General features: G+C 71.3%; 7 protein-coding genes. 2 read left to right on the top strand and 5 right to left on the bottom strand.

Annotated elements, in window-relative coordinates; all coding sequences use genetic code 11:
* Nucleotides 1-139: 139 nt before the first annotated feature.
* Entirely contained in the window at nt 140-2,245 is a 2,106-nt protein-coding gene (locus G6N24_RS03260; RefSeq protein ID WP_085156862.1) for a PPE family protein, read from the bottom strand.
* A gap of 362 nt (nt 2,246-2,607) precedes the next feature.
* On the opposite strand from G6N24_RS03260, the gene G6N24_RS03255 reads away from it, so the two are divergent.
* The gene (locus G6N24_RS03255) at nt 2,608-3,978 is read left to right on the top strand and encodes an alpha/beta fold hydrolase (protein ID WP_085156859.1); all 1,371 of its coding nucleotides are present in this window, start codon (nt 2,608-2,610) and stop codon (nt 3,976-3,978) included.
* Nucleotides 3,979-4,023: 45 nt separating this feature from the next.
* Here G6N24_RS03255 and G6N24_RS03250 read toward each other — a convergent pair whose 3' ends face one another.
* The 4 genes from G6N24_RS03250 to G6N24_RS03235 form a co-directional block, all read right to left on the bottom strand.
* The gene (locus tag G6N24_RS03250; protein WP_085156856.1) at nt 4,024-4,383 is read right to left on the bottom strand and encodes a thioredoxin family protein; all 360 of its coding nucleotides are present in this window, start codon (nt 4,381-4,383) and stop codon (nt 4,024-4,026) included.
* A 104-nt stretch (nt 4,384-4,487) separates the two neighbouring features.
* Entirely contained in the window at nt 4,488-4,772 is a 285-nt protein-coding gene (locus G6N24_RS03245; RefSeq protein ID WP_085156853.1) for a WXG100 family type VII secretion target, read from the bottom strand.
* 13 nt (nt 4,773-4,785) lie between these two features.
* Entirely contained in the window at nt 4,786-5,082 is a 297-nt protein-coding gene (locus G6N24_RS03240) for a WXG100 family type VII secretion target (RefSeq protein ID WP_085156850.1), read from the bottom strand.
* Nucleotides 5,083-5,142: 60 nt separating this feature from the next.
* Nucleotides 5,143-6,267 (bottom strand): PPE family protein, encoded by a 1,125-nt coding sequence (locus G6N24_RS03235; protein WP_232070682.1) that lies wholly within the window; start codon nt 6,265-6,267, stop codon nt 5,143-5,145.
* 518 nt (nt 6,268-6,785) lie between these two features.
* On the opposite strand from G6N24_RS03235, the gene G6N24_RS03230 reads away from it, so the two are divergent.
* A complete protein-coding gene (locus G6N24_RS03230) occupies nt 6,786-10,994 on the top strand; it encodes a PE family protein (RefSeq protein ID WP_163745401.1) in 4,209 nt (1,402 codons plus the stop codon).
* The last annotated feature ends 327 nt before the right edge of the window (nt 10,995-11,321 follow it).

Here is an 11,321-nt window from a genome sequence, read left to right as displayed (position 1 = left end):
GGTTGGGCCGGTGGTGCGTAGGCGGTGCGGATTTCCAGTAAGCCGCGTCCGACTGACCCCGTCGTGCCGACTTCGCCCGTGCGGCAGGCACATTGGCGTACTGGTGTCACCAGCAGCCTTGCTTGTGGGCGCCTTGGTGTCAGTGGAACACGCCCGATTCCTGATTCTGCGCGTTGAAGAGCCCCGATACCTGGTTGCCCAGGTTCCCGATGCCCGAGTTAAAGGTTTCCACGACGCCCGGGTTGAGTGTGGCCGCGTTGAACAGGCCCGAGATGTACTGTCCAGAGCTGTTGGCGAAGCCCGATATGTGGGCGGGGCCGATGTAGGTGGGGCCGGTGTTCCGGAAGCCCGAGCTGTAGGCGCCCGCGTTCAGGAAGCCGGAAGCATAGTTGGCATGGATTTCGAAGCCGGCGGAGTTGATGGTGCCGACGAACGTTTTGCCACCGATAGTCTGATCAATGTTGTCGCCGGAATCGATGCCGGAGTTATTGAAGCCCTGATTCGCGAAGCCCGATTGGTTGACGCCTCCGTGGCCAAAGCCCGAGCCGGAGTTGGAGAAGCCGGAGTTCAGCACATTTTGGTTGTAGGGGCTGGCCGGTCCGGTGTTCAGATTGCCCCCGTTGAGCAAGCCGGTGTTGACGCCGCCCGAGTTCCCGTAGCCGCTGTTTATGTCGCCCGAGTTGAAGCCGCCCGAGTTGATGCTGCCGCCATTGAAGCTGCCAAAGTTCGTGGAGCCCGCGTTAAAGAGGCCCGTGTTCGTGTCGCCCGAGTTGAACAGCCCGGTGTTGGTGTCGCCGGAGTTGAACAGGCCGGTGTTGGTAGTGCCCGAGTTGAACAGGCCCGTGTTCGTGGCGCCCGAGTTGAACAGGCCGGTGCTGTAGCTGCCGGAGTTTCCGAGACCGGTGTTGAGGAACCCCGAGCTTCCGATGCCCGTGTTGTAGACGCCCGAGGTGCCGAACTCGACGCTCAACGGCCCAACGCCGAGGCCCGAGTTCGCGATGCCCCAGTTGTCGTCACCGGAGTTGAAGAAACCGATGTTGTCGTTGCCGGAGTTGAACAGGCCAATGTTTCCGCTGCCGCTGTTCAGCGCGTGGAAATTGATGCCGATCTGGTTGTCGCCGGATAGCCCGAAGCCGATGTTGTTGTTGCCCTTGTTCCCAAAACCGATGTTATTGCTACCAAGATTTCCATAGCCGACGTTCGCGTTGCCAAGGTTGCCGCCGCCGACGTTGCCGGAGCCGGTGTTTCCACTGCCAACGTTAGAGTTGCCGGTGTTGCCGAGGCCAAAGTTCGCGTCGCCGGTGTTGCCGCTGCCAAGGTTTGAGTTACCGGCATTACCGGAGCCCAAGTTCTGGCTGCCCGCATTCCCGCCACCAAAGTTTGTGCTGCCGATGTTGCCCAGGCCAAAGTTGGTGTCGCCCTTGTTGCCGCTGCCCAGGTTGTAGCTGCCGAGGTTGCCGCTGCCCAGGTTGTAGCTGCCGAGGTTGCCGCTGCCCAGGTTGAAACTTCCCGGGAGTTGGGCCCCCGATAGTCCCCGCCCCGAGCTTCCATTTCCGCTGCCCAGGTTGAGATTGCCGAAGTTGCCGGTGCCCAGGTTGTAGCTGCCGGAGTTGCCGCTGCCCAGGTTCAGGTTGCCGATGTTGCCGAGGCCCACGTTGAGGGCGCCGATGTTGCCGAGGGTCAGGTTGATGGTGCCGTCGAGGAACGGGACGTATATGTAGATGCCTTGTGACGCAGCCCCCCACGGTGCCAGTGACGCGACTGCCGCCGACGCCTCGGCGTAATAACCGGACATGGCGGCGACGTCCTGGGCCCACATCTGTTCATACGTGGCCTCGGCGGCGGCGATCGCCGGCGCGTTTTGACCGAACAGATTCGAGGCCACCAACGACACCAGGTCAGACCGATTGGCCACCACCACCGATGGATGAACCGTGGCGGCACGCGCCGCGTCAAACACCGCGGCCACGGCTTTGGCTTGACGCGATACCTGCTCAGCTTGCGTCGCCGCGCCGTTCAGCCAGGCAGCATACGACTCCGCCACGCCGGTCATCGCCCGCGCCGCCGAGCCCTGCCAGAACTGATCCGCCAGACCGGAGGTCACCGAGGAAAAGCCCCTTGCCGCCGACTGCAGGTCGCCGGCCAGTCCGTCCCAAGCGTCCGCGGCCGCGAGCATCGGCCCCGAGCCGGCCCCGGCGAACATCAACGCCGAATTGACCTCCGGCGGCAACACCGAAAAATTCATGACACCCCTAAGGTTTCAGCGGGCCATGCCCGAGCTGAAGAGGTCCGCGCCAGCGACATGAGCACCAACGGTGCGGGGAGTCGAACTAGCTCCGGTTACTAGGAGACGCTATGCAGCCCACGCACCGGCGTCTAGCAGAAGGTTGCGAACAAAGTGTTGCGCGCCATGAAAGTTTGGTGATTCTCGCCGAAGACCGACAAGCTCGCTGTCGCAAGGGGTTTTGGGTCCACCACCACCGCGCGTACCGTGGACACGGCAGGAGGCGCCGAAGCGCGCTGCCTGAAATGCCAAGCGCCATGCAAGCACTCACTTTTCCGGCAACGGAAGCTTCTCAGGCCGGACACTTCACTAGCGAGGGAGCGATGACGGAATATCCCACCCCCACCGCGTGGAGGGGCGAAGAGCGCGCGCGCCAGCGCCTGCACGAGACGGTGGTGACCGTCCCGGACGGAGGGCGCTTCCGTGTCACGCGGGTCGGCGACGGCGGCTCGGGTCGCGGGGTGCCGGTCGTCATGGTTCCCGGGATGTTCGATAACCGCCGGCTGTATCTGTGGCCCGGCGGGGGCGGGCTGGCCGAGATGTTGGCCGACAACGGTTTCGATGCCTGGATCGTCGAGCGGCGCGGAACCGGCGGGGTGGCACTGTCGGACGGGGCCCGCGCGGGCTGGCAGGAGCTGGTCCGGGTCGACCTGCCCGCAGTCCAGGAGCTTGTCGCGGCAGAGACGGGCTGCCCGGCGTTTTGGGTCGGGCATTCCTTCGGCGGTGTGGCCCTCGCCCGCGCAGCCGCCGAGACCATGCAGCAAACGCAGATCGCGGGGCTGGTGCTCATCAACTCCGCCGTCGATATCCCATTGCTGGCCAATCCGATCGTCACCGCGACGGTGCGGGCTCGCAGGTGGGGTGGTGTGTTCCCGGCGCGGCGGTTGCGGCTCGGCCCGGAAGACGAGCCGGTCGCCGCCCTCGAAGACGCGATCTCCTGGGGCGCCGCGGAGCGCGCCCGGGGCCAGCTATCGGCCGCGCTCAGTGCGGTCGACTTGCCGCTCCTCGTATTCACCGCTCCCCGCGACGTCATCGCCCCCGCCGCCCGATGCGACCGGCTCGCCCGGCCGTTCGCCAGCACCGACCGGCGGGTACAGGCGGCCGCGCGCCGCCACGGATTCGCACGCAACCACACGCACGAGACACCGCTGCTGCATCCCGTCGCCACCACGGACGTGTTTCCCTTTCTGCGTGACTGGCTCGCCACCCGGGCCGGCCAGCTCACACCGCCAACCCCCGACACGGCCGACGCGGCGCAGCGTCATCGGCTGCACTACACCGTCGAACTCGCGGCACCAGCCCAGCAAATCTTCGAGGTCCTCGGCCACCGCTGGTCGACGCTGTGGCCGGTGCGCCAGCGGCGCGTGCGCGACGGCGTCGACCCCGCCGAACCCGACGGTCTGCGCTCGGTCCGGGCGCAGCGCGTGTTCGGGATCTGGCCTATCCAAGAAGAAATCGTCACCTACCGACCACCGCGCCTGATCGAATACCGCACCGTCCGCGGCCCAATCCGCAATCACCTCGGCCGCATCGAACTCACCGCCGGCCGCGACGGCGGGACGCGGCTGGACTATCTCATCGCCTTCGACACCCCACCCTGGATGCCCGGCCGCCTGCTGGCCGCAGCGCTGGATACGACATGGCGGCACTGGAGCCTTCCCCGGCTGCGGCGCCACATGACCGAGATCCGATGATCACGGATCGTGTTCTGCGCCATCACCTTTCGAGTGGGTGCTGGATCAGGCGTGGGTGCCCCCGCCAACCGCAGCGGAATCGATGTCGTAGACCCTAAGCTGGCGGATCAGCTCCTCCAAGACCGCGGGTCGGGCGATGCCGCCTTGCTTGAACACCAGCGCGCCATTCTTGAACGCCATCAGCACCGGCATGAACCGGACCTTGGCGGCGGTCACCAGCTCCTTCTCGATCTCGAAGTCGACCTTTCCGTGCACGATGTCGGGGTGCTTGGTGGACGAGTCCTCGTACGTCGGTGTGAACTCGAGGCATGCCGGGCAGAAAGTCGACCAAACATAAACGAGCACAATCTCATTGCCGTTGATGGTCTCCAGGAAATTCGCTGCCGTGAGATCGCGCGTCGTCATGTTTGCCCCTGCGCTTGGGCTCTGGTGGCCGCAGGCCGTGACGGGGCGAGGGCTGGATGGCCCGGCTCCTTACTTGCGCCGTTCCCGCGCTCGCCGTCGCCGGGCTAGGCCCAGCCGGACCCGACCGCGGAATCGGTGCTGGCCATGTTGCTGCCTGCGGCTTGTATCTTCTGCCCATGAGCATTGGCCTGCTCGTAGATCACCTGGAAATTACGGCCCAACCCGGTGATGAACTCCTGGCAGGCCACCGACCCGGCACCACCCCAGAAATCCCCGGCCGCCAACACATCACGCACGATCGCCTGATGCTGCGCCTCCAACGACGCCGCCTGAGCCCGAATCGTGGCCCCATGGGCATCCACATCACCAAACTGGTAATTAATCGTCATCACCAACGTCCTTTCAGCTGCTCAAGACCTGCTGCGAAGCCTGCTCTTGCTGCTCATAGTTATTCGCGTCGCGGATCAACCCGTCCCGCACCCCATGCAGCATGTTCACAATGTTGCGAAACGCCTGATTCATCTGGCTCATCGTGTCCAACGACGTCGCCTGCGCCAGCCCACTCCAGCCGGCACCCGAAATGTTCTGCGACGACGCCCACATCCGCCGCGCCTCATCCTCAACCGTCTGCGCATGCACCTCAAACCGGCCAGCCATCGCCCGCATCGCGTGCGGATCGGTCATAAACCGAGCAGCCACCACACTTTTCCTTTCCTCGAACGATGAATTCCCGAGACTGAAACCTGGTACCAATCACCCCTATCCGACCCCGGTTCGCGGAATCACGCTGGGCCGCGCCTGCACGACATGCGGATTGGCCCCACCGCGGCCCATCATCCCCGCGGGCATCCCGGCACCGGCCCCACCCATGCCCATCGGCATCGGCATCATCGGCATCCCGCCAGCACCGGCCGCCTGCGCCATCGCCGCGGGATTCATCGCACCCAACCCCGACATCGCCGACGACGCCATCGCCTTGGGCATCGACCCCTGCCAGGTCGGCGGCACCGACATCGACCCCACCATCCGCGCCTGCCCAAGACCCGCCGACGCCGCACCCAACCCGGCCCCGCCGCCCAACCCCTTGATCGCCGGATTGCCGGCCCCACCCACGAACTTGGCGGCGCCCTCCGCCGCCGCGCCGCCGGCCAACCCGGTGCCGCTGGTCGCCCCGGTCCGCATGCCGCTGGTCAACATACTCATCAACGGAGACATCGCCATGCCCAGCGGACTCGCCATCTTCTGCGCCGCGTCCACCGCCGTCCCCACCGGCAACGACTGCACCGCCGACAAGACCTGCGGGGCGGCCGTTTGCGCCATCGAGGCAACCTGGGTTGCCAACCCCGTCAAACCACTCGGCGGCGCACTGAACGGCGTCAGCAACGACGCCACCGAGGTCATGGTGGCCTGATACCCCAGCATCGCGGCCACATCCTGAGCCCACATCTCGATGTACTCGAACTCCGTGGCCGCAATGGCCGGCGTGTTCTGACCCAGGAAATTCGTCGCGATCAACGACACCAACGACACCCGATTCGCCGTCACCGCCGCCGGATGCACCGTGGCCACCAACGCCGTCTCAAACGCCGTCGCCGCCGCCCGGGCCTGACCGGCCGCCAACGCCGCCTGCGACGCCGCCGCCCTCAACCAACCCACATACGGCGCCGCCGCCGCCGCCATCGCGACCGATGCCGGACCCGCCCACGACCCGACCGGCCCGCTGGTTAGGCCCGAGATCACCGAATCGAATGACGACGCCGACGCCGCCAAATCCGTTGCCAGGCCATCCCACCCGGCCGCAGCCACGTGCAACGGGCGCGACCCTGCACCACCAAATATCAACGCCGAATTGATCTCCGGCGGCAACCACGCAAAATCCATCATCTTCTCCTCAACCGGCCACCATGGCGAACCCGGAGGCGAAACCAAGGCGAGGTTTATCCGCTGTTTATCCGCTCGAAGCGCGAACTCGTTCGCAGTGGCATTCACAACACGCTGGGTGGAGCCGGCGTAATCAAGACGCTTCTCGTTACACGGCAACGTTATTCAGCACACATTTCGGCGTCTAGTAGAAGGTTGCGAATAGACTCTTGCGTCCCCCGAAAGCTTTCGTGGCGGGTGCTCCGGTCACTCTTGCCCAACCGAGCCCACTCGGCACCGGTGGCCATCACGGCGATGTCTCGCAGGGCATTTCATGAAAGCCGATCATTGCGGATTGCACAAAGGTTTCTTCGTAACCTTCTGCTAGACCCCGAAATGTGTGCTGAATAACGTTGCCTGGTAACCGGAAGCGCACTGATCAGGGCCCCTTCACACCGCGTGTTTGTTCGTGCCGGCGACTAAAACATCGCACTTCGGGGCCGGCGGCCTTCGGTCATTCATTCGTAGCGGAAGGAACGGCGATGTCGTTTGTGAACGTGGCGCCGGAGGTCGTCGTGGCGGCGGCTTCGGATTTGGCCGACATTGGTTCGGCGATCAGCGCCGCGAACGCCGCGGCCGCCGCACCCACCACCGCACCCCTGGCCGCAGCGGCCGACGAGGTGTCGGCGGCAATTGCGGCGGTGTTCGGTGCCCACGCCCGGGGGTATCAGGCGGTGGCCGGGCAGGCCGCGGCGTTTCACGACCGACTTGTCCAGGCCTTGGCGGCCGCCGCGAATTCGTATGCCACCACCGAAGCGGCCAACGCGCTCGCGGTGGGCAACCCGGTGAACCTTGCGCTGAACGCATTCAACGCGCCCGCCGAGGCGCTGTTCGGGCGTCCGCTGATTGGCAACGGTGCCAACGCGACCACGCCCGGAGGCAACGGCGGGGCCGGCGGGCTGCTGGTCGGCAACGGCGGCAACGGTGCGCCCGGGGCTCCGGGTCAGGCCGGCGGCAACGGCGGGCCGGCCGGTCTGTGGGGCAGCGGCGGAGTCGGTGGCACCGGCGGCAGCGGCGGAGCTCACGGCGGCAACGGCGGCGCCGGCGGGCTGCTGTTCGGCAAGGGCGGCGACGGGGGCGCCGGCGGCACCGGCGGTGGCACCGGCGGCAACGGCGGGAACGGCGGTTGGCTGCTAGGCGGCGGCGGCGACGGTGGAGCTGGCGGCATCGGCGGCGGCAACGGCGGCAACGGCGGGGCCGGCGACCAAATTTTCGGTAACGGCGGTAACGGCGGGGCCGGCGGTGCCGGCGCCGCCGGGAGCGCAGGCGCCGGCACCGGCGGCAACGGCGGGGCCGGCGGGACCGGCGGGGCCGGTGGGTTGTTCACCAGCGGCGGCGCCGGCGGCAACGGCGGCCACGGCGGCGCCGGGGGGGCCGGGACACCCGCCGCCGGCGATGTCGGCGGCACCGGCGGCCTGGGCGGCAACGGCGGCGCCGGCGGCGCCGGCGGCCGAGGCCCGTTGCTGTTCGGTCACGGCGGGACAGGCGGTCACGGCGGACACGGCGGCACCGGCGGCGTCGGCGGGGCGGGCGGCGACGCCTCCGCCGGTTCGCCCGCTGGCGTCGGCGGCACCGGAGGAACCGGCGGCATCGCAGGCGCCGGCGGGGCCGGCGGCGCTGGCCAATTCTTCAGCTTCGGCGGCCAGTCGGGCGGCGCGGGCACCGGCGGCACGGGCGGCGCCGGAGGAACCGGGGGGAACGGCCTGAACGGCACAAGCGGCGGCGCGGGCACCGGCATCGACGGCACCGCCGGCACCGCGGGGGGCGCCGGTGGGCAGGGCGGCGTCGGCGGGGCCGCGATCGCGGGCGGGGCCGCCGGCAACGGCGGCACGGGCGGGGCGGGCGGCCACGGCGGCGCCGGCGGGGATGGCGGCAGCGGCATGCCCGGCGGCGGCGACACGGGTGTCGGCGGCGACGGTGGAACCGGCGGGGCCGGCGGGGCGGGAGGCCTCGGCGGTGCCGCCGGCAGCGGCGGCGGGGGCTCGCCGGGCTACGTCGGCGCCGGCGGCGCGGGTGGGAGCGGCGGCAACGGTGGCGCCGGCAGCGCCGCCGGCGATGCCGTCGGCGCCGGCGCCGACGGCATCGCGGGCGGCGCGGGCGGGAAAGGCGGCGCCGGCGGAGCGGCGGGCGGCCCGGGCGGTACCTCCGGCGACGGCGGCAACGGCGGCGCCGGTGGCAGCGGCGGCAACGGTGGCGCCGGCACCGCCGGCACGGCCACGCTGCCCGGCGGCGACGGTGGTAGGGGCGGCGCCGGCGGCGCCGGCGGCGCGTTCGGCGTTGCCGGGGCCGCGGCCGGCGGGCAAGCGGGCCACGCGGGCCTCGGCGGGGATGGTGGCGCCGGCGGCGCCGGCGGGGACGGTGGCGCCGGCGGCAACGGCGCCAACGGCGAAGCGGGCACCGCCGGTGCCGCCGGCACCGCGGGCGGTGCCGGTGGCCAGGGTGGCAACGGTGGGGCCGCGGGCGGTGTGGGCGGCACCGCCGGCACCGGCGGCAACGGGGGCAACGGTGCCGCCGGCGGCAATGGCGGCGACGGTGGGTCGGGCACTTCCACCAAGGCCGGCGGCGTGGGCGGCCACGGCGGGGCCGGCGGGGCCGGCGGCGCACCGGGCGCCGCCGGCGCCACTAACGGCGGCCGGGCGGGCGTCGTGGGTGCGGGCGGACACGGCGGCCACGGCGGAACCGGTGGCAACGGTGGCGCCGGCGCCGGCGGCAGCGACGCCGCCGCGGGCAGCGGCGCTACCGGCGGTAACGGCACGATGGGCGGCGCGGGCGGCCACGGCGGCGCCGGCGGGGCGGCCGGCGGCGCAAACGCCACCGCTGGCGACGGCGGAAACGGCGGTGCCGGCGGCGCGGGGGGCAACGGTGGCAACGGCGGCAGCGGTACTGCCGGCATAGCCGGGACGTCGTCGAACAACGGCGGCGGTGGCGGCGACGGCGGCAACGGCGCCGCGAGCGGCCGGGGCGGCGACGGCGGGGCGGCCGGCGGAGCCGGCGGCGCGGGGGGTACCGGCGGTGACGGCGGCACCGGCGGCGCCGCGGGTGCCGGGGGCCAGGGCGGCGCGGGCGCGAACGGCGGCACCTCGTATTTCGCCGGTGACGGCGGCGAAGGCGGCGACGGCGGTATCGCCGGCGCCGGCGGCCAGGGTGGCACCGGCGGTGCCGCCAACGGCCCGGGCAGCACCGGCGGAAAGGGCGGCGACGGGGGCAGCGGCGGAGCGGCCGGCGCGGGCGGAAACGGCGGCGCCGGCGCGGCCGGCGGCACCTCCGCAACGTCGGGCAGCGGCGGCGACGGCGGAAAGGGCGGCGTTGCCGGTGCCGGCGGGAAAGGCGGGGACGGCGGGGCCCTCATGGGCGGCGCAGCCGCCGGTAGCGGCGGAAACGGCGGGGACGGGGGCGCGGGCGCGACGGGCGGAAACGGCGGCGCGGGTGCCAATGGAGAGATGAATTTTAGCCCCGACGTGGAGCCCACCACCTACGGCGGCGACGGCGGCAACGGCGGCGCCGGCTCGGCCGGCGGCAACCCCGGACTTGGCGGCTCCGCCGGGGGCGCCGGCGGCTCGGCGGGCGGCCGGGGCCACGGCGGCAACGGCGGCGCCGGCGGGACCGGCGGGGACGGAGGGGCCGGCGCCGACGCACGGAACTTCGTCGCCCCGGTCGATTCGCAGGCCACCGCCGGCAGCGCTGGCCCTCCGGGCTCACCCACGGGTGGCGACGGTGGACCCGGCGCTCCCGGTGTAACGACCGGTCCGCCCGCCAACGTCCAGCAGGGCGGAAACGGGGGGGCCGGCGGCTTCGGCAGCAGCGACTCGTCGATCACCGCGCAGGGCGGAGGTGGCGGAGACGGCGGGACCGGCGGCGACTCGGCCCCCGGAGGGAACGGCGGCGACGGCGGCGATGCCGCCAACACCGGGGCCGGTGAGGCCCACGGCGGAAACGGCGGAGACGGCGGAGACGGCGGTGAACTTGGTGCGGGCGGCGACGGCGGCGCCGGCGGCAACGTTGCTGCGAGCGCATCCAGCCTCAGCACCGCGGGTCGCGGCGGCAACGGCGGCAACGCCGGGCTCACCCCGGAGGGCTTCGGCAGCGGTGGCGCCGGCGGCAACGGCGGCAACGGCGGCAACGTTTCCGCCGTGACCGGCAATGCGGGCACCGCCGGCAACGGCGGCAACGGCGGCAACGGTGCCGTCGGCGACGCGAGCAACGGCGGCGGCGGCAACGGCGGCATGGGCGGCGCCGGCGGCGCTGGCGGCGACAACGGCGGTAACGGCGGCCAGGGCGGGGCCGGCGGCGCGGGGGGCGCCGGGGGCAACGGCGCCGCGGGCGGGGCGGGTGGCGCCGGCGGGGGCGGCGGCAATATCGAGAGCGGCGCCACCGGGACCGCCGGCAGCGGCGGACACGGCGGACACGGCGGCGCCGGCTCGGATGGCCAGGACGGCGGAAACGGCGGAAACGGCGGAAACGGGGGCGCGGCCGGGTCCGGCGGCACGGCCGGCGGCGGCGGCGCCGGCGGCGCCCTCGGCCGGCACGGTTCCGGCGGCGAAGGCGGCTCCGGCGGCGCGGCCGGCGCCGCCGGAGCCGTCCTACCCGGCGGCACGGGGAACGCTGGTTCGCCCGGAATGGTCGGCTCAGCCGGCGACAACGGCCTCGATGGCGCCGACGGCACACCGGGGATCGCCGGGAGCCCCGGCTAGCCGCCCTGGGCCAGCCGCCCGCGCAGCATGCGAAGGGCCCAGGATATTCGCCACCGTGAGCGGTATCCAGACCAGCAGCGATTCGCCCTGTGCGAAGTGTGGGTTGAAACTGGACATCGGGATCGCGCTCGAGTCGGCGCAGCCGCGACGGCTCGCGCGGTGTGGCGACCGACCACACGACCCACGGGTCTTCGGAGACGGGGACATAGTGCCGCCGCTCGCTCAGCGTGCGTACCAGTGCTTCGACATGAGTCGGGTCCGCCTCTTGCGGCTCGGGTAGCTCCAAGTCGTCCTTCGTGAGCCCCTGCGCTCTTTCGCCGTAGATCC

It is taken from the genome of Mycobacterium lacus, assembly GCF_010731535.1.
In the GTDB taxonomy this organism is placed as follows: Bacteria; Actinomycetota; Actinomycetes; order Mycobacteriales; family Mycobacteriaceae; genus Mycobacterium; species Mycobacterium lacus.
The sequence above is the reverse complement of the archived record's forward strand: the minus strand, read 5'-3'. Positions and strand labels throughout refer to the sequence as shown.

What these genes read in the sequence shown, in the direction of transcription:
- G6N24_RS03260 (WP_085156862.1), bottom strand. Translation starts at nt 2,245, where the DNA reads ATGAATTTTTCGGTGTTGCCGCCGGAGGTCAATTCGGCGTTGATGTTC.
- G6N24_RS03255 (WP_085156859.1), top strand. Translation starts at nt 2,608, where the DNA reads ATGACGGAATATCCCACCCCCACCGCGTGGAGGGGCGAAGAGCGCGCG.
- G6N24_RS03235 (WP_232070682.1), bottom strand. Translation starts at nt 6,267, where the DNA reads ATGATGGATTTTGCGTGGTTGCCGCCGGAGATCAATTCGGCGTTGATA.
- G6N24_RS03245 (WP_085156853.1), bottom strand. Translation starts at nt 4,772, where the DNA reads ATGACGATTAATTACCAGTTTGGTGATGTGGATGCCCATGGGGCCACG.
- G6N24_RS03250 (WP_085156856.1), bottom strand. Translation starts at nt 4,383, where the DNA reads ATGACGACGCGCGATCTCACGGCAGCGAATTTCCTGGAGACCATCAAC.
- G6N24_RS03230 (WP_163745401.1), top strand. Translation starts at nt 6,786, where the DNA reads ATGTCGTTTGTGAACGTGGCGCCGGAGGTCGTCGTGGCGGCGGCTTCG.